The following is a 17775-nucleotide window of genomic DNA, read 5'->3' as shown; positions in this document are numbered from 1 at the left end:
CCATGCACGAGTTACAAAATACCTTTCTGCGCAAAGGTGATGCGAGTGGCCTCATTGATTTTTAACTTTGCTTTGCCGCTTTCGTTATTTTGAGCGCCCCTGCCGCTCGCTGATACTGAGCAAAATCTCTTACAGCGAGTCTGCGCATGTCCTTAGCCAAAAGCCACAGCCACTATTTGCATCCTGCCCAACGTCAATGGATCCGGCAGCTTAACCAGCATTGGTCCTGGCGGCTGGAACTGCCGACCTGGGGTATTATGGCGGCGGTTTACGGCGGCTGGTTTGGCGTGGTGCAGTACTGGCAGGCACTGGGGCCGTGGCTCGGCACGCCGTTGCTGATCCTGCTGAGCACCTGGTATATGTCGCTGCAGCACGAGCTGATCCACGGCCATCCGACCCGCTGGCCACGGCTGAATCAGTTATTCGGCCTGCTGCCGTTGGCGGTGTGGTATCCCTACGGCCTGTATCGCGATTCGCATCTTCAGCACCACCGTAATGAACATCTGACCGATCCGCATGAAGATCCCGAAAGCTATTACTTCAGCCAGGCGCAATGGCAGCGTTTTCCACGGTTGTACCCGTTGTTGGCAAAGGTGCGTAATACGTTGAGCGGGCGCATGCTGTTTGGCCCGGCGCTGGATATTATCGCTACCGGGGTGAATGCGCTGAAAGCGATCGTCGCCGGTGACTTGCGCACTCTGGCGATGTGGCTGGTGCATTTACTGTTGCTGGTGGGAGTAATGAACTGGTTGCAACTGCACGGCATTGGCACGGCGTTTTACCTGCTGGCGATCGGTTATCCGGCGTTGGCGCTGACCAAGATGAGATCGTTTTTTGAGCACCGCGCCGTTGAAGCTCCGCAGGCACGTTCTATTATTAATGAGGCGGCCTGGCCGTGGCGGCTGCTGTTTCTTAATCTGAACTATCATTTAGTTCACCATGATCTCCCCGGCTTACCGTGGTACGGTTTACGGCAGGTGTATCTGGCCGAGCGTGATGAATATCAACAGCGCAGCCAGGGATTTGTGGTGCAAGGCTATGGCCAGTGGGTGAGTGAATACGCATTTACCCCGGTCGCCGTTGAGGTTCATCCGTTTAATGCCGGCGAGTCGCCAAGGGAAATTGTGGGCGAAAATGAAGTCTGGCCGGCGGAGACATTTATTGTGCGATGGAAGCGCGCTTCGCAGGATTTTCCAATCGATCTGGCCAAATAGCCGGAAAATACACAACAAGAGGAAAAAGTATGGCAATCACCCCATCACGTGGTCGCGCTCTGGCTTTGGCGCTGAGTTTGCTTGCCGCGAGCGTCGGCGTGGCGCAGGCCGCCGACACGGTGCGCGTTGGTTCTAAAATCGATACCGAAGGCTCATTGCTCGGCAACATTATCGTGCAGGTGCTGGAGTCCAACGGCATCAAAACCACCAATAAATTACAGCTTGGTACCACCAAGGTACTGCGCGGGGCGATCACCTCCGGCGAAATTGACGTCTACCCGGAATACACCGGCAACGGCGCATTTTTCTTCTCTGATGAAAAAGACCCGGCGTGGAAAAACGCCCAGGCCGGTTTTGAAAAGGTGAAGAAGCTGGATTACGACAAGAACAAAATTGTCTGGCTGGATGCGGCTCCGGCCAACAACACCTGGACCATTGCTATTCGTCAGGATGTGGCAGACGCCAATCACTTGAAAACGCTGGCCGAGCTGGGCAAGTGGATCAACGGGGGCGGTAAGTTCAAACTGGCGGCCTCGGCGGAGTTTATCGAACGTCCGGATGCCCTGCCTGCGTTCCAGAACGCTTACGGCTTTAAGCTGAATCAGGACCAGTTGCTGTCGCTGGCCGGCGGCGATACGGCGGTGACCATCAAGGCGGCGGCGGAGCAAACCTCCGGTGTTAACGCGGCGATGGCCTACGGTACCGACGGCCCGGTAGCGGCGCTGGGGCTGATAACGCTGGAAGATCCAAAAGGGGTGCAACCGATTTACGCCCCGGCGCCGATTATCCGCGAGGCAACGCTGAAACAGCATGCCAACATCGCCGAACTGTTGAAGCCGGTGTTTGCAACACTTGACGGCCCAACGCTGCAAAAACTCAATGCGCAGATTGCGGTAGAAGGTCAGGACGCCAAACAGGTGGCGGCTACCTATCTGAAAGAGAAAGGGTTGGTTAAGGGGTAACACCATTGGCCCCGTTTGGGGGCCAACATGGAGCTGGAGAGTTTCTTTGATTATTGCCGTAAAAAACCGCGTACTACTGACGCTACTCGTTTTGTTGCTGCTGGCCGCTTTTGGCCTGCCGTTTCTCAGCTATGCCCCCAATCGCCTGCTGTCGGGCAAGAGCATTTCCCTGATTTCCCTGTTGCACGGCCCGGCGCTGTGGTTACTGGTGCCGATGGTGATTCTGGCGGGGCTCAGCCTGTTGGCACCGGACAGGCGCAATGCCTTGTTTACCGCACTGGCGGCTTCGGCGCTGCTGGCTTTGACCTTCTGGTTGAGTGGGCATGCGGCTCAACAGTTGGCGCAGGAAGGATCTAAACTGGCGCGGACTTCCTGGGGCAGTGGTTGTTGGTTGATCCTGGCGCTGAGTCTGCTGATGGCCGCCGATGCCATGGCTCGCATTACCGCCTCACATTTGTGGCGCATGCTCGGCAACCTGCTGGTGATACTGCCTGCGCTGGCGCTGTTATTTAGCCACCAGTTGGATCAGCTTTCACTGCTGAAAGAGTACTACAACCGGCAGGACGTCTTCGACGCCGCGCTGTTGCAGCACCTGACCATTCTGCTGGCAACGCTGGTGCCGGCGCTGCTGATTGGCATTCCGCTCGGGGTGCTGTGTTTTCGTTCTACTCGCTGGCAAACGCCGATATTTTCTACCCTGAACATTATCCAGACCGTGCCGTCGATTGCGCTGTTCGGCTTGCTGATCGCGCCATTGGCCGGTCTGGCGGCGGCGCTGCCCTGGCTGGCGGAACACGGCGTCAGCGGTATTGGCATGGCACCGGCAATTGTGGCGCTGGTGCTATATGCGCTGCTGCCGCTGGTGCGCAGCGTGGTGGCCGGGTTGCAGAGCGTGCCGGCCAGCGTGATCGAATCTGCCAGCGGCATGGGGCTGACACGCGGGCAGATCTTCTTGCGCGTACAGCTGCCGCTGGCATTGCCGTTATTCCTGACCGGCGTGCGTATTTTGGCGGTACAAACCGTTGGCATGGCGGTGGTGGCGGCGCTGATTGGTGCCGGAGGTTTTGGCGCCATCGTCTTCCAGGGCCTGCTCAGCAGCGCGCTGGATCTGGTGCTGCTGGGGGTGATCCCGGTGATCGTGATGGCGGTAATCGTCGATTCGCTGTTTAAATTTATGGTTTCAATGTTGGATGTATCACGCCGATGATTCAGTTTAATCAGGTCAGCAAGATTTTTCAGGGCAAACCGGCGGTGGACGATCTGACGCTGCGGATTGCCAAGGGTGAATTTGCCGTACTGATCGGCACCTCGGGCTCCGGGAAGTCCACGACGTTAAAAATGATCAATCGATTGATCGAACACGATCAGGGCAAGATTTACTTTGCCGACGAAGAGATCCAGAAATTCAAACCGCAGGATCTGCGCCGTCGTATGGGCTACGCCATTCAGTCGATCGGCCTGTTCCCACACTGGACGGTGGAAGAAAATATCGCCACCGTGCCGCAATTGCTGAAGTGGCCGCGCGCGCGCATTCGCGATCGGGTGACCGAATTGCTGGAGCTGTTGCACCTGGAGCCGGATCTGTTCCGCCACCGCTATCCACACCAGCTTTCTGGCGGGCAGCAGCAGCGGGTTGGGGTGGCGCGTGCGTTGGCCGCCGACCCTGAAGTGCTATTGATGGACGAGCCTTTTGGCGCACTGGATCCGGTGACCCGCGCGGCGCTGCAAACGGAGATTGCGCGCATCCATCATCTCTCCGGACGCACCATTGTGCTGGTGACGCACGATATCGATGAGGCTCTGGCGCTGGCAGACCGTATCGTGTTGCTCGATCAGGGCCACATTGTGCAGCAAGGCACGCCGCTGGAGTTATTGACCGCACCGGCTAACGATTTTGTGCGTGATTTCTTTGGCCGTAGCGATCGCGGTATCAAGCTGCTGTCGCTGGAAACGGTAGCGCAACGGGTGCGCCCTGGCCATGTGGCAGGGGAGCCTATTACCGCCGCCATGAGCCTGCGCGAAGCGCTGTCGGTGTTTGTGGCACGCGGTAGCGAATGTTTGCCGGTGATAGGCGAGCAGGGGGAAGCGCTTGGCGTGCTGCATTTCAGCGATCTGATTGTCCAAAAGGCGTTGTCATGAGTGGGTCTCAGGCCCTGCGTTGGCTGCGCGATCCGCTGCCCTGGACCTTTGCCCTGTTGCTGGCATTGGTGTTTGGCATGAATCATTTACACGGCCTGTTTGCCGCCTGGTTCCCCGATCTGGACCGACCGGTGTATCAGCAGGACAGTTTTATCTCGCTGGTATGGGCGCATCTGCTGCTGGTGGCTGTCTCCAGCCTGATCGCCGTGGTGATTGGCGTAGCGGCCGGGATTGGCGTGACGCGCCGCGCGGGTAAAGAGTTCCGCTCGCTGGTGGAAACCCTGGTGGCGGTCGGCCAGACTTTTCCACCGGTGGCGGTACTGGCAGTGGCGGTGCCGGTGATGGGCTTTAGCGAGCAGCCGGCGATCATCGCGCTGGTGCTGTACGGTTTACTGCCGATCTTGCAGGGCACCTTAGCGGGTATTGAGTCAGTGCCTGCGGCGACCCGTGAAGTTGCGCAGGGGGTAGGGATGAGCCCCAGGCAGATCCTGTGGCGTGTTGAATTGCCGCTGGCAGCCCCGGTGATCGTGGCCGGGATCCGTACCTCGGTGATCATTAATATCGGTACGGCGGCGATCGCCTCTACCGTCGGCACCAAAACGCTGGGCTCGCCAATCATTATTGGCTTGAGCGGCTTTAATACCGCCTATGTGATCCAGGGCGCTGTGGTGGTGGCCCTGTTGGCGATCATCACCGATATGCTGTTTGAGCGCTGGGTGCGCCGTCTCACTGCCTGGCGTCAGCAGACGCTGGTGACATCTTCTTCTGCGGGGTAAGGGAAAAAAATGCAGGTATCTTTGCCGATGTACGGCGTGACTCATCAACCTGCCGCAGCCTTCTGGCAGGTACTGCGTGGCAAATTGCTGCAACTGGGGTTGCCGCAAGCGCCCGAATTGCTCAGTTGGCCGCAGGATCTGGCGCAGCATTGGCAGCGGGATGACTTATTGCTCAGTCAAACCTGTGGCTATCCGTTGGCCGTCAGCCTGCCGCAGGTTCAGTTGATTGGTACCTATCACTACCGCGTTGAGGGTTGTGAAGGGCCGGAATACAGCAGTTGGCTGGTGGTACGCGATGACGAACCCGGCGAACGGCTGGAGGATTTTCGCGGCCGGGTTGCGGCTTATAACAGCACCGACTCGCAGTCAGGCCATAACAGCCTGAGGGCGTTGATAGCCCCCTTGGCTCATGACGGAAAGTTCTTCAGTTCCGCTATTGCTTCTGGGGCACATTATCAGTCGATAAAACTGATCCAAAATCGGCAGGCGGATATCGCCGCCGTCGACTGCGTCAGCCTTGAACTGTTGAAGCGGGCGCAGCCGCAGGCATTGGCGGGGCTAAAAATTATTGGACGAACCGCCACTGTTCCGGGGCTGCCACTGATCACTTCGGCACAAACCCCGCCCGAACAGCTGGAGATCTTGCGCGCCGGGGCCAGGGCGATGCTGGGCGAGGCGGTAAGTGACAGCCTGTTGATCGGTGATTTCAGTTTGGTGCCACGTTCGGCATACCAAAAAATCGCCGGACTGGAACAACAGGCCGCCGTGTTTGGCGTGACGGCGCTGTAATGTTACCGATGACGGCGAAGTGGCACGACGCTGGGCGTTGGCCGGGCACGGGATTGTCCGTAAATCAGCCATTGATGTGGTGGCGGATATACAGGCCGGACGGCTGCTGGCGTTGTTGCCGGAGTGGTAAAGCGACGCGGTGCCCATCAGCCTGGTTTGTCCACACCGTTCACAGGTGTCGGAGCGCGTCAGGCTGTTGCGGCGTTTTTTACAGCAGCGCTGTCAGGACTGGATGGCGCATCACTTGCTCTGAAGGCCTTCCGCCGGTATAGCGCTGGCAGCAGCTTCGCTGGAGGTGGTGGTTTCTTCGCTTGGCGTGGTGGAGCGGGTGTACATATTCAGCCCGGCCAGGAATACGCCGCCGAGTGAACCAAAGGCACACAGAAAGATAACGATAATGAACGATTTTTTCAGCATTGGGATGATTTCGCAGGTTGCCCGGAACAGCGGGAATTATAGTCTCTTTGCCAAGTGAAACAAGAATCGTTTTGAATGGCGGCCCACAGACCGCCATTTTGGTCACTCTTTAATGCTGCCGCTCGGCTGAACTTTGGTCGGGCGCGCAAACAGGAACTTACCCAGCGTGACCAGCACCACTGCCGCGACGATAATCACCAGCGCTGCCCATTCACGCGGTGCCAACGACTCGCCGGCAAAGCCGATACCGAGCAGCACCGCCACCACCGGATTGACGTAGGCATAGCTGGTTGCCACCGCCGGGCGTACGTTTTTCAGTAAAAACATATAGGCGCTGATCGCCAGCATCGAACCGAAGACGATCAGATAACCGAGCGCGAAGAAGCCTTTGGCGGTGGGCATCTGCGTCAGACGCTCGCCGCTGAGCTGGCTAACGACCAGTAGCACCACACCGGCGACCAGCATTTCCGCTGCCCCAGCCATCGGCCCGGCCGGCAGCGAAATACGCGAACCCAGCACGGAACCAAAGGCCCAACTGGCAGAAGCCAGCAGGATCAGCAGCGCGCCGGTGGGGTTGCCGACCAGATTATTGCCGGTATTCAGCAGCACGATCCCCACCAGGCCCAACCCGATACCCGCCCATTCCAGCTTGGTATTGCGCATGCCCCACAGCAGGCTGAAGCACAGGGTGAACAGCGGCACCGTCGCCACCATTACGGCGGCAATACCGGAAGGCACGTTCTGATGTTCTGCCACGGTCACCAGGCCGTTACCTACTGCCAGCAGCAGAATACCGATGGTTCCGGCAGCCAGCCACTGCTTTGCCGTGGGCAATGCATGGCCGCGCAGCGCCAAAAAGCTGAACAGCACAATGCCGGCGACCAGGAAGCGGATACCGGCCATCATCAGCGGTGGCCAGCTCTCGACGCCCAGACGAATAACGAAGTAGGTCGAACCCCAGACAATATATAACGTGAACAGTGCCCCGATTAACGGCAGGACGTTACGGCTACTTTGGCTCAGCATGGATTTTAATTCTGCAGGGAAGGTTATTATTAGAGGGCTCAGTAAACCCGATCGGACAGGGGATAAGCAACGCTTTTCAGTACTTTTTTAAGCAGGCAATGGGCTGGCGAGCCGGTGATGATCCACCGGATGACGCCAGCCTGCAGGATGCCTTGCGCCGGGTGTCGGTTACAGCAATGAAATACGGTAGGCGCAGCGGCGTGCCCCCGCCAGGATATGTTCGGAGCGTTCAACCTGCGCCTGCAACACCTCGGTGAAAATACTCAGTTCCGCCCGGCAGAATCCCTGACAAACGGTAGCGGCGGCGCAAATAGGGCAGTGGTTCTCTACCAGCAGAAAAGAGCCGTCTTCCTGTACGCGTGATTCGGCCATGTAGCCTTCGCGACAACGGATCGCCGTCAGGCGCTCGACGCGCTCCTGTAAATCGGTGGCGCCGACCATCGCCTGTTTGTAGTTAATGCGCGTTTCCTGCTCGCGGGTGTCGATCAACAATTCGATCGCCTGTTCACCCAGTTTGTCGCGCACGGTGCGCAGCAGCTGTACCGTCAGTTCGGAATGGGTATCCGGAAAACGGGCATTGCCTGCGGCAGTCAGGTGCCACAGCTGTACCGGGCGACCGACGCCACGGGTTTCTGCTACGGCTTCAACCAACCCATCTTTTGCCAGCTTGACGAACTGCTGGCGCGCGGCCTCGCCGGTAGTGCCAAGGACTTTGCCTGCATCAGACGCTTGCTGTGGGCCGCGGGTTTTTAATAGTGTCAGCAAACGGTCACTGACCGATTGTGCGGGACCACCGCTATTTTCCAAGTTTATTCTTGACATATTTCTCCGCCTCACCCTACTCTTATTCCAAGATAATTCTTGTTAAATTTAACGCAGTATCACTATTAACTCAATGCCATTCCTCTGAAAACAGGACGACAACCGTGATAACCAACGATGATAGCCGCTGGGCCGATCTTTTTTCCGGCAAAAATGGCGCCAGTGCGATCGCGCTCTCACTCGGTGTAGCGCTGCATGCAATCAATATTCTGGTCGCTACCACCATTTTGCCCTCGGTGGTGCAGGATATCGGCGGTCTGGATCTGTATGCCTGGAACACCACGCTGTTTGTGGTGGCGTCGATTCTGGGGTCGGCATTATCGGCACGTTTGCTCAGTAGCTATGGGGCTCGCAGTGCCTACGTGGTGGCATCACTGTTCTTTATCGTCGGGGCGATGCTGTGCGCGTTGGCACCGTCGATGCCGGTGATGCTGGTCGGCCGAACCGTGCAGGGCTTCGGCGGCGGGCTGATTTTCGCGCTTTCATACGCCATGATCAATCTGGTGTTTGAGCAAAAGCTATGGCCGCGGGCGATGGCACTGATTTCGGCGATGTGGGGCATCGCGACCCTGGTGGGGCCGGCGGTGGGCGGCATCTTTGCCGAACTGAACGCCTGGCGTTGGGCCTTTGGCATCCTGCTGCCGGTGATGGTGTTATACGCCGGGTTTACCTTCCTGATCCTGCCGAAAGGCAAGCCGCAGCAACAGGCGGCACCGCTGCCGGTGGCTCAGCTGTTGTTGCTGGCAACGGCGGTTCTGGTGGTTTCTGCCGGCAGCCTGGCGGACAGCGCGTGGGTTAATTTAGGGGGGATTGCGTTGGCGGTGCTGATGATGGCCTGGCTGATACAGCGTGAAGCGCACTCCCGTGCTCGCCTGTTGCCGAAGGGGGCCTTACGCCGTGGGTCACCTCTGGCCTCGTTGTATATCACAGTCTCTTTGCTGGTGGTGGGGATGACCAGCGAAATCTTCGTGCCTTATTTCCTGCAAACGTTGCACGGCCAGTCACCGCTGATTTCTGGCTATATCGCGGCCACCATGGCGGCGGGTTGGACGTTATCGGAGATCCTCAGTTCCGGCTGGCGCAGCGCAGGCATCCGCCGGGCGATCATCAGCGGGCCGATGTTTGTGTTGGTGGGGCTGTTAGCACTGGGCTTGCTGATGCCGATACCGTCCGGCGGGCACTGGGCGGGGCTGACGCCGATTGTGATTGCCCTGACGTTGGTGGGGTTTGGTATTGGCTTCGGTTGGCCGCACCTGTTGACGCGGATCCTGCAAGTCTCGCCTGAGGCGGATAAGGATATTGCCGGGGCGTCGATCACCACGGTACAACTGTTTGCGACCGCCTTTGGTGCTGCCCTGGCCGGGATGATTGCTAATCTGGCGGGGCTGAACGTACCGGGTGGATCAGCGGGGGCGGCCTCTGCGGCGCGCTGGCTGTTCCTGTTGTTCGCACTGGCACCGCTGCTGGCGGTGTTCAGCGCCTGGCGCTGTGCGGCGATCGCACCGCCGGTTGTTGAAGGCGACCAGCGGGTACCAGATCCTTCGGCGTTGTCGTCATAGGAACGAAAGACTTTTAATCGAGTTTTACCGCCGGTTAAAAATTTGATTGACGAATCCCGTATTTGAGATTATTTCTCTTATATGGGATTTTTTTGTGTCAGAGACTAAAACATGGATAACGAATTGGAGAGCGCCGATCTCCGGCTGGCGCAGCGGCTGTCTGATTTACGTCAGCAGCAAGGCTGGTCGCTGGAGGAACTGGCGCAGCAAACTGGCATCAGCCGGGCGACGTTGTCGCGAGTCGAACGCACTGAAACCAGCCCGACCGCCTCACTGCTAAACAAGCTGTGCTCGGCTTATGGGCTGACCATGTCGCGGCTGCTGAGTGAGGTCGAGGATGAGCCGCCGGAGCTGCTGCATCGTGAACAGCAAACGGTGTGGGTTGATCGCACCAGCGGTTTTCATCGTCGTTCGGTCTCACCGCCTGCCGCCCTGTATAAGGCCGAGTTTATTGAATGCACCCTCGAGGCTGGGGCGGAGATTGCCTATGACGCGCCTTCGGTACATGCGCTTGAGCACCATCTGTGGCTGCTGGCAGGCCGGCTCGAACTGACGCTGGAGGCACGAACCTTCCAGCTTGAGCCGGGTGACTGCCTGCGTTATCGGCTGTTCGGCGCTTCAAAATTTCATGCCCCCGGCCCTGAGCCGGCCCATTACACCCTCGTTATCAGCAGGCCTTAATCATGATTGAGATACAGCAACTGAATGCCGAAGTGGCACACAACGCGATCCCTGAACTGGCCGAAATGCTGCAAGCCAGCGTCGCCCAGGGCGCGAGCATTGGTTTTGTTATGCCGTTCAGTCTGGAGCAGGCTCAGGCGTTCTGGCGTGGTTTGCTACCGGCGATTGAGCGTGGGGAACGGTTGCTGTTGGTGGCATACGATGCCAGGCGGCTGGTTGGCACGGTACAGTTGTTGCTGGCGATGCCGGACAACGGCCGCCACCGGGCGGAGGTGGTAAAGCTGATGGTGCACCCGGACGCTCGCCGCCGGGGCATTGCCCGTAGCCTGATGCTACAGGTGCAACAAAAGGCGGCTGAGCTTCAGCGGCATTTACTGGTGCTGGATACCCTGACCGGCGATACGGCGGAAGGCATGTATCGCCAAATGGGCTTTCAACTGGCCGGCAGCATTCCGCAATACGCCCTCGCCAGCAACGGCAGCGCGCTGGATGCCACCAGTTATATGTATAAGTTGCTGTAATTTTCCCCGACTGATGCGGGCGCAGCATGCGGCGCCCCTACAAGATTAGCGGGTGAGCAAGATTACTGCCCGTTCCAGGCCTTGATGGCTTGCTGGCGTATCTGCAGTTTTTGCTCTGGCGTCAGCTTGTTATAGTCCTTCGCCATACCACTTTCCCAGTCGCCGTACAGCGGGTTCGGCAGCACGATGTATTCGGTGCCGAATTTGCTTTGGTTGTCGGCGACAAACGCCCGGCGCTGTGCGTTATCTTTGTGGTAGGTCGCTGCGCCAAAGTCGTTCAGGTTGTCACCGGCGTACACCACAATGTCGTAACCCGCGTTCTTGATGGCATCGAAGCGTGGCTGCTTGTTGGAGGTGTCACCGCTAAGCAGCACGGTTTTTTCCGACATGCCGGTAAAGCCCAGTTTCTGCATATTGGCTACCGTGGCGGCGTATTCAGACAGCTTGCGATTGGAAACGTAGAACATAGTGCCCTGATGGCTATTGACGTAACGGGCAAACTGCACGGCACCCGGCACTGCACCGGCTTGCTCCGCCTGTGACCATTTGGCCCAGGTGGCAGCGGCGAAAGGTTGGCCCTGTTGTGCTTGCCAGCCGGAGTACGGGCTGTTGTCGAGCAGGGTTTCGTCCAGATCAACCACTACCGCTTTCTTCTTGCCTGGGGTGGCCTTGGCCTGATCAAAGGCCAGTTTGGCGCTGTTGAACGCCTGGTGTGACAGCGCCTGATATTCGCCGGACTGCTGGAACCAGTTCAGTGCCAGCACTGACTGATCCGCCAGACGTTGCTGGGCTTGCAGATCTGTTTTTGGCGGCTGTGCACAGCCGGTCAGAGTCAGTAGCGCAATGCCAAACGCCGCGCCAAGGGCCATTGTCTGCCTGTTTTTTCCTGTCATAAAGGGATCGCTCTCTGGTTGTTATTGTGGTGTTTCTAAGGCCATCGTCATCTCAAACTGGCGTAATGGATCCTGCTGCCAGCCGAGTCGGTCGAAGAAGGGGGCGGCCACTTCGGGAACGTAGACGTTGGCCACCAGCGGTAACGGTGAAAACTGTGCCTGCAGCGCGGTCAACATCGCCCGAGCATGGCCTTGGCTGCGGTGCTGCGGCGGCACGTAAATCATGCGCAAAAAACACTTATCCGCACCGACCTGCACCACCGCATAGGCCTGATGCTGGCCAAGGGTAAAGGCGTGAGGTTTTCCGGGCAGCTTGAAAAGCGATTCCGCGGCGATCAGCCAGGGCAGGCTGGTGGCACCTTCAGCCGTCAGGCGGTGGGAAACAAACAGCGGATCAATCTCTTGCAGCGGATCAATCTCTTGCAGCGGCACAATCTCGGCTGCGGCCAGCTCGCCGGCCTGATGGCCGGTCAGGGTTCTCACGATACGCAGCCCGGCCTGATGGTATAACGCAATCGCCGGGTCATTGCCTTCGATCACCTCCAGCGACAGTTGGCGATCGCCACGTTCACGCGCGTCGGCAACAATTCGTTGCATCAGTGCCTTGCCCAACCCTTTACCGCGCATTTCCGGTCGGATGGACAGCGCCGATACCCGGCTGTGCAAGCCACGGCGGCTAATCAACGCCAGCGCTACCGGTTGCTGTTGGTGCGTGACGATAATGCTGTCATTCAGGCTAAGGTCTTCGGCACCGAAACGACGGGCGAAGGTGTCACCATCAATGACGAAGCGCACGATGTAGTTTTCAAAACAGTGGCAAAGGATCTGCGCCAGCTCATCACTGCTGTAGCGCAACGCTGAGTGGTATTCGAATGGGGAAGTGTTTGGCATAGGTCATCCAGGTTGATTTGCGCAACATATAGATGTAGACCCGTTTGTTTTGTAAGGCAAGTTTCCTGATGCGGCGATGAGAGGCGAAGGGAGGCCAGGGCACCAAATGAAAAAACCGGGCGTTGCCGCCCGGCGAAATTACTCTGGGTATCAAGTGAAGCTAAGGTTTGCAGTGGTGGTTATTCATCACATCAGAACTGGTAGGTCAGGGCGACAGCAATAACGTTGTCGTCTTTCAGACCCAGCTTATTATCGCCGTCGAGTTGGTTGATTTTATAATCGACATAGGTCGACATGTTCTTGTTGAAATAGTAGTAAGCGCCGACATCGATATATTTAACCAGGTCGGCATCGCCGATGCCTTCAATATCTTTGCCTTTCTGCTGAACATAACCCAGCGATGGACGCAGACCGAAGTCGAACTGATATTGTGCAACCAATTCCAGACCTTCTGCTTTATTGGCAAAGCCGCTAACGGAGGTAGAATTGTTGTTGATGGTCGCAGTACCGGAAATAGGCGCGATATTACGGCTTTGCGAGTAGGTCGCCGCCAGATAAACGTCGTTATTGTCGTATTTCAGGCCGCCAGCCCAGATATCTGCTTTATCGCCCTTACCGAAGGTGCCCGCTTTTTGGCCGGCAGTACGGTTGGAAGAAGCGTAGGCAGCGCCAACGCTTAGGCCGTCGATGATTTCATAGCTGGAAGACAGACCCCAACCGTCACCGTTCGCCTTGCTGCCGGCACGGCCGTCGTTTTCGTTTTTGCCCTGATACTGCACGGCGAACTTCAGGCCTTCCACCAGACCGAAGAAGTCATTGTTACGGTAGGTTGCCACACCGTTGGTACGACCGTTCATAAAGTTGTCGGTCTTGACGTAAGCATCATCACCGAACTCTGGCAGCATATCCGTCCAGGCGCCGACGTCATAGATAATGCCGTAGTTGCGGCCGTAGTCGAAGGAACCGATATCTTTATATTTCAGACCGGCGAAGCCCAGGCGAGTTTTAGTATCTTTGGTGCCGTCGGATTCGGCATGGTTGGCACCAATCTGATATTCCCACTGGCCGTAGCCAGTCAGCATATCGTTAATTTGTGTCGCGCCTTTAAAACCGATACGCACATAGGTTTTGTCGCCATCATTGCCGGTATCGTCAGAAAAATAGTGCAGTGCTTTTACGCGGCCGTAAAAATCAAGTTTGTTGCCGTCTTTATTGTAGATTTCTGCTGCCTGTGCTGTCTGCGCAATTAAAAGTGCCGGAATAATAACGGCCAGAAGATTACGTTTCATGATTTACCCTGCTTTATTCGATTGAAAGACGCTTATCATCAGTTGTACTGCTGTTTCACTGTGCCGCCCGTTTGTTTGCAGCGCAGGTTTTTTACCGTAGTTATGTGATCTATTTATGACAAAATATTCATTTCCATGTCGAACGATTAAAAAAGTTGCGGAAAGAGTGAATTTCTTCTCTGGATGACTGTCGGCTGTTATCGACACACTTCCGGGTATTGTGAGAAATCATGCGTGAGATTTATACATAGCGTCGCCTCGAGCGCCGTCCTCTGGAGCTAACCATCCTGTTTTTCTGAATCTTTAGTGTTAAAAATCCCGATTTTCGCCTGCTGTGTTTGCGGGTAGCGTGGGGCTATCGGTAAATCGACAGGAGAAAATGATGCAACCTTCCCAACAGGCCGGCCAGCAGGCGTTCGGCGACATAGCCCCCAAACTGGCGCAGCTCAGTGACGGCGTATTATTCGACGATGTCTGGCAGCGGCCGATACTCACCCCGCGTGAGCGCAGCCTGATCACCGTGGCGGCGCTGGTGGCGCTTAACCGCGTGGAGCAATTGCCGTTTCATCTGCAACTGGCCCAGCGCAATGGCGTGAACGTCGAACAGCTTGCCGAGTTGATTACTCATCTGGCGTTCTATGCAGGCTGGCCTGCGGCCGCTTGTGCCGTAACGCGTTTGCGCGAACTGAAACAGGAGTAGCCTCATGCCATTCAGCCGCATTGCTTTGCATCAGGGAAAATCTGCGCAATACCTGAAAACCCTGTCAGACAGCCTGCATCAGGCGCTGGTAGAGACTTTCAGCGTACCGCCGGCCGATAAATTCCAGGCCATCGATCAATATCGCCCAGGAGAGCTGATTTACGATCGTGACTATCTGGGCGGCCCGCGTTCGGTGGATTTTGTGCTGTTTTACATTACCGCTGGTCGTCCGCGCGATACCCTGACCAAACAGCGTTTTTATCAGCGGTTAGCGGAGCTGCTGGCGAAAAATCTGCAGTTACGGCCGCAAGATGTGATGGTGGTGATCACCACCACTCAGTTGGACGAGTGGTCGTTCAGTGCGGGTCGCGCCTCAATGATCGAAGGCCAGGCTGACGCGGCCGACGGTCTGTGGGACAATAGCGCCATCATTTCGTAAAGATATAGAGTTGAATGGCGCTCTCCCCCGCAGTTAAAGATCAGATTGGCCAGTGGTACAAAGCCCTGCAGCAGCAAATACCGGATTTTATTTCCCGTGCTCCGCAGCGGCAGATGATCGCCGAAGTGGCGAAAACGCTGGCCGGTGATTATCCGCGCCACCTGGCGATTGAAGCGCCGACCGGCGTAGGCAAAACCTTGTCATACCTGATCCCGGGGATCGCCGTTGGCCGTGCCGAGAGCAAACCTTTGGTGGTCAGCACCGCCAACGTGGCGCTACAGGATCAGATCTACAGCAAAGATTTGCCGCTGCTGAAGAAGATCATTCCCGATCTGAAATTTACCGGTGCCTTTGGTCGCGGGCGTTATGTTTGCCCGCGTAACCTGGCGGCTCTGAGCACTGACGTCAGCGAGCAGGGCGACCTGATGCTGTTTCTGGGTGACGAGCTGGCGCCTTCCAACGGTGAAGAACAGGCGCTGTGCCAAAAGCTGAGCAAAGCGCTCAGCCGCCATGAGTGGGACGGGCTGCGCGACCATTATCAGCTGTCGATTGATGATCCACTGTGGATCAAACTGAGCACCGATAAAGCCAACTGCCTGGGCCGCAACTGCCATTACATCCGTGAATGCCCGTTTTATATCGCCCGCAAAGAAATTGAGACCGCCGACGTGGTGGTGGCTAACCATGCGTTGGTGATGGCGGCACTGGAAACCGAATCGGTGCTGCCCAACCCGAAAGAGCTACTGCTGGTGCTGGACGAAGGTCATCATTTGCCGGAAGTGGCGCGTGACGCACTGGAGATTGAGGGCGAAATCACCGCATTGTCGACTAACCTGCAGTTGGACATGATCGTGCGTCACGTTGAGCAGTGCATGACGCAATACCGACCTAAAAGCCCACCGGGGTTGGCGAACGACGAACGTTTGAAAAACCATTGTGAAGAACTGCGCGAACTGATCCAGACTTTCGAGCATCAGGTCAGCGCTTATCTACCGACTGACACCGTCATCGCCGAACACCGTTTTGAAATGGGCGAACTGCCGGCGGAAATGGTGGAAACCTGCGCGCGGTTGTTCAAACTGACCGACGCTTTGCGCGGGGTGGCGGAGTTTATCGTCAACGATCTCAGCGAACAGACCGGCAAGCACGACATTGTCCGTTTGCACCGTTCCATCATTCAGATGAGCCGCACCCTGGGGTATCTGGAGGCGATGAGCAAACTGTGGCGGCTGGCTGCGTTGGACAAGTCTTCCAATGCGCCGATCTCCAAGTGGGTCACGCGCGACTTGCGCGATAACGTGACCCATCTGTATCTGCACTGCGTGGGGATCCGCGTCAGCGATCAATTGGAAAAGCTGCTGTGGCGCAAGGTGCCGCACGTAGTGATCACTTCGGCGACGCTGCGCTCGCTGAACAGCTTTGCGCGTCTGCAAGAAATGAGTGGGCTGAGTGAAAAGGCCGGCGATCGCTTCGAGTCCCTGTCTTCGCCGTTCAATCACGTGGAGCAGGGCAAGATTGTCATTCCGAACATGCGCTTTGAGCCGGCGATGGCCAATGAGGCCGAACACCTGGAAGAGATGGCGCGCTTTTTCCGAGCCGAGCAGGCCAGCGGCAAGCACAAGGGCATGCTGATTTTGTTCAGCAGCCACCGGGCGATGCAGACCTTTCTCAGCTACGTCACCGATCTGCGCCTGATGCTGCTGGTACAGGGCGATCAACCGCGCTACCGGTTAGTGGAAGAGCACCGTAAGCGGGTCGAGAAGGGCACCGCCAGCGTGTTAATCGGCCTGCAGTCGTTCGCCGAAGGGCTGGATCTGAAAGGTGAACTGCTGACCCAGGTACATATCCACAAAATCGCCTTCCCGCCGATCGACAGCCCGGTGATCCTGACCGAAGGTGAATGGCTGAAGTCGCTGAAGCGCTATCCGTTTGAGGTGCAGAGCCTGCCAAGCGCTTCGTTCAACCTGATCCAGCAAGTGGGCCGACTGATCCGCAGTAATGAATGTCACGGCGAGATCGTGATTTACGATCGTCGCCTGCTGACCAAAAGCTATGGCTCGCGCTTGCTGGCGGCACTGCCGGTGTTTCCTATCGAACAGCGCGAAGTCCCTGAAGCTGACAAGGCGCACCTGGCCGCGGTTAAATCTGCCGCTGCGGCAGAGAAAAAAGACAAAAAGCGCAAGAATCCGTTCGCCCGTCGGCGTACGCGTTAATCAAAGCAGCGGCGGCAGGCGGCGCTTCACCGGCGTGGTTTTGACGATAGACGTGTTGCTTTGCGCGCACTCGGCCAGACGATCCAGGGTCTGGTCAAGTTGTTCCATCGAGTGCGCCACCAGGCGCACGATAAAACAGTCCTCGCCGGTCACCTTGTCACATTCAATTACCTCTGGGGTCGCCTGGATCATCTGTTCAACCTTCTTCAGCATGCCCGGCAGCGGTTTGATGCGCACCAGAGACTGAAAAGCGTAGCCCAACGCCTGCAAATCGACGTTCAGGGTGTAGCCCCGGATCACACCACTTTCTTCCAGTCGCCGCAGCCGTTCCGAAGTGCTGGGTGACGACAGACCGGCGCTGGCGCTGAGGGTTTTCAGCGACACCCGTGCATCCTCGGCCAGCAGGGTCAGGATCTGGCGATCGATATCATCCATTCAACCTCC

Annotated in this window: 19 protein-coding genes and 1 pseudogene; 13 read left to right on the top strand and 7 right to left on the bottom strand. The window is 57.2% G+C overall.

Going from position 1 to position 17775, the window contains the following annotated elements; genetic code table 11:
- The first annotated feature begins 146 nt into the window (after positions 1 to 146).
- The 7 genes and pseudogenes from F8R23_RS10395 to F8R23_RS24275 form a co-directional block, all read left to right on the top strand.
- Positions 147 to 1214: a fatty acid desaturase gene (locus F8R23_RS10395; RefSeq protein ID WP_151415600.1), complete on the top strand. Its 1068-nt coding sequence runs from the start codon at positions 147 to 149 to the stop codon at positions 1212 to 1214.
- Between the two features lie 29 nt (positions 1215 to 1243).
- The gene (gene osmF, locus F8R23_RS10390; RefSeq protein WP_112348181.1) at positions 1244 to 2176 is read left to right on the top strand and encodes a glycine betaine ABC transporter substrate-binding protein OsmF; all 933 of its coding nucleotides are present in this window, start codon (positions 1244 to 1246) and stop codon (positions 2174 to 2176) included.
- Between the two features lie 46 nt (positions 2177 to 2222).
- Positions 2223 to 3383 (top strand): ABC transporter permease, encoded by a 1161-nt coding sequence (locus F8R23_RS10385; RefSeq protein WP_129935513.1) that lies wholly within the window; start codon positions 2223 to 2225, stop codon positions 3381 to 3383.
- Positions 3380 to 4315 carry an ABC transporter ATP-binding protein gene (locus tag F8R23_RS10380; protein ID WP_151415599.1) on the top strand — a complete coding sequence of 312 codons (936 nt, stop codon included), beginning with the start codon at positions 3380 to 3382 and terminating at the stop codon, positions 4313 to 4315. The genes F8R23_RS10385 and F8R23_RS10380 overlap by 4 nt, the downstream gene beginning before the upstream one ends.
- On the top strand, positions 4312 to 5091 hold the full coding sequence (locus F8R23_RS10375) for an ABC transporter permease (protein WP_129935511.1): 780 nt from the start codon (positions 4312 to 4314) through the stop codon (positions 5089 to 5091). Before F8R23_RS10380 ends, F8R23_RS10375 begins: the two co-directional genes overlap by 4 nt.
- 9 nt (positions 5092 to 5100) lie before the next feature.
- The gene (locus tag F8R23_RS10370; RefSeq protein WP_129935509.1) at positions 5101 to 5880 is read left to right on the top strand and encodes a phosphate/phosphite/phosphonate ABC transporter substrate-binding protein; all 780 of its coding nucleotides are present in this window, start codon (positions 5101 to 5103) and stop codon (positions 5878 to 5880) included.
- Positions 5881 to 5884: 4 nt separating this feature from the next.
- Positions 5885 to 6133: pseudogene (locus F8R23_RS24275) on the top strand (LysR substrate-binding domain-containing protein); the annotation flags it as partial.
- Here the strand turns inward: F8R23_RS24275 and F8R23_RS24155 are convergent.
- The 3 genes from F8R23_RS24155 to F8R23_RS10355 all read right to left on the bottom strand — a co-directional run bounded on the left by F8R23_RS24155 (position 6121) and on the right by F8R23_RS10355 (position 8145).
- Positions 6121 to 6297, bottom strand: coding sequence for a hypothetical protein (locus F8R23_RS24155; RefSeq protein WP_165366366.1), 177 nt, complete (start codon positions 6295 to 6297; stop codon positions 6121 to 6123). The pseudogene F8R23_RS24275 and the gene F8R23_RS24155 sit on opposite strands and share 13 nt — an antisense overlap.
- A 102-nt stretch (positions 6298 to 6399) precedes the next feature.
- Complete coding sequence (yedA, locus tag F8R23_RS10360) at positions 6400 to 7323, bottom strand: drug/metabolite exporter YedA (RefSeq protein WP_112348185.1); 924 nt, start codon at positions 7321 to 7323, stop codon at positions 6400 to 6402.
- 168 nt (positions 7324 to 7491) lie between these two features.
- Positions 7492 to 8145, bottom strand: coding sequence for a helix-turn-helix transcriptional regulator (locus F8R23_RS10355; protein WP_112348186.1), 654 nt, complete (start codon positions 8143 to 8145; stop codon positions 7492 to 7494).
- A 104-nt stretch (positions 8146 to 8249) separates the two neighbouring features.
- Between F8R23_RS10355 and F8R23_RS10350 the strand changes: the two genes are divergently transcribed.
- The 3 genes from F8R23_RS10350 to F8R23_RS10340 all read left to right on the top strand — a co-directional run bounded on the left by F8R23_RS10350 (position 8250) and on the right by F8R23_RS10340 (position 10906).
- A complete protein-coding gene (locus tag F8R23_RS10350; RefSeq protein WP_129935507.1) occupies positions 8250 to 9704 on the top strand; it encodes an MFS transporter in 1455 nt (484 codons plus the stop codon).
- A gap of 111 nt (positions 9705 to 9815) precedes the next feature.
- Complete coding sequence (locus F8R23_RS10345; RefSeq protein WP_099064026.1) at positions 9816 to 10385, top strand: helix-turn-helix domain-containing protein; 570 nt, start codon at positions 9816 to 9818, stop codon at positions 10383 to 10385.
- A 2-nt stretch (positions 10386 to 10387) separates the two neighbouring features.
- A complete protein-coding gene (locus tag F8R23_RS10340) occupies positions 10388 to 10906 on the top strand; it encodes a GNAT family N-acetyltransferase (RefSeq protein ID WP_151415598.1) in 519 nt (172 codons plus the stop codon).
- 62 nt (positions 10907 to 10968) lie between these two features.
- Here F8R23_RS10340 and F8R23_RS10335 read toward each other — a convergent pair whose 3' ends face one another.
- From F8R23_RS10335 to ompC, 3 genes are all read right to left on the bottom strand, one after another.
- Positions 10969 to 11775: a 5'-nucleotidase, lipoprotein e(P4) family gene (locus tag F8R23_RS10335; protein ID WP_390900930.1), complete on the bottom strand. Its 807-nt coding sequence runs from the start codon at positions 11773 to 11775 to the stop codon at positions 10969 to 10971.
- Between the two features lie 45 nt (positions 11776 to 11820).
- The gene (locus F8R23_RS10330) at positions 11821 to 12690 is read right to left on the bottom strand and encodes a GNAT family N-acetyltransferase (RefSeq protein ID WP_129938508.1); all 870 of its coding nucleotides are present in this window, start codon (positions 12688 to 12690) and stop codon (positions 11821 to 11823) included.
- A gap of 191 nt (positions 12691 to 12881) precedes the next feature.
- The gene (gene ompC / locus F8R23_RS10325; RefSeq protein ID WP_112348191.1) at positions 12882 to 13979 is read right to left on the bottom strand and encodes a porin OmpC; all 1098 of its coding nucleotides are present in this window, start codon (positions 13977 to 13979) and stop codon (positions 12882 to 12884) included.
- Positions 13980 to 14361: 382 nt separating this feature from the next.
- Between ompC and F8R23_RS10320 the strand changes: the two genes are divergently transcribed.
- Genes F8R23_RS10320 through dinG form a run of 3 tightly spaced genes read left to right on the top strand, consistent with a single transcriptional unit; the run spans position 14362 to position 17331 of the window.
- A complete protein-coding gene (locus F8R23_RS10320; RefSeq protein ID WP_112348192.1) occupies positions 14362 to 14679 on the top strand; it encodes a carboxymuconolactone decarboxylase family protein in 318 nt (105 codons plus the stop codon).
- 4 nt (positions 14680 to 14683) lie between these two features.
- A complete protein-coding gene (locus F8R23_RS10315) occupies positions 14684 to 15118 on the top strand; it encodes a tautomerase family protein (RefSeq protein WP_112348193.1) in 435 nt (144 codons plus the stop codon).
- Between the two features lie 14 nt (positions 15119 to 15132).
- Entirely contained in the window at positions 15133 to 17331 is a 2199-nt protein-coding gene (gene dinG / locus F8R23_RS10310; RefSeq protein ID WP_129935497.1) for an ATP-dependent DNA helicase DinG, read from the top strand.
- Here the strand turns inward: dinG and F8R23_RS10305 are convergent, their stop codons facing one another.
- A complete protein-coding gene (locus tag F8R23_RS10305; protein ID WP_099064034.1) occupies positions 17332 to 17766 on the bottom strand; it encodes an Lrp/AsnC family transcriptional regulator in 435 nt (144 codons plus the stop codon). It abuts the gene before it with no gap.
- Positions 17767 to 17775: the final 9 nt, after the last annotated feature.

Origin of the sequence: Serratia proteamaculans (assembly GCF_008830365.1) — a bacterium.
In the GTDB taxonomy this organism is placed as follows: Bacteria; Pseudomonadota; Gammaproteobacteria; order Enterobacterales; family Enterobacteriaceae; genus Serratia; species Serratia proteamaculans.
The sequence above is the reverse complement of the archived record's forward strand: the minus strand, read 5'-3'. Positions and strand labels throughout refer to the sequence as shown.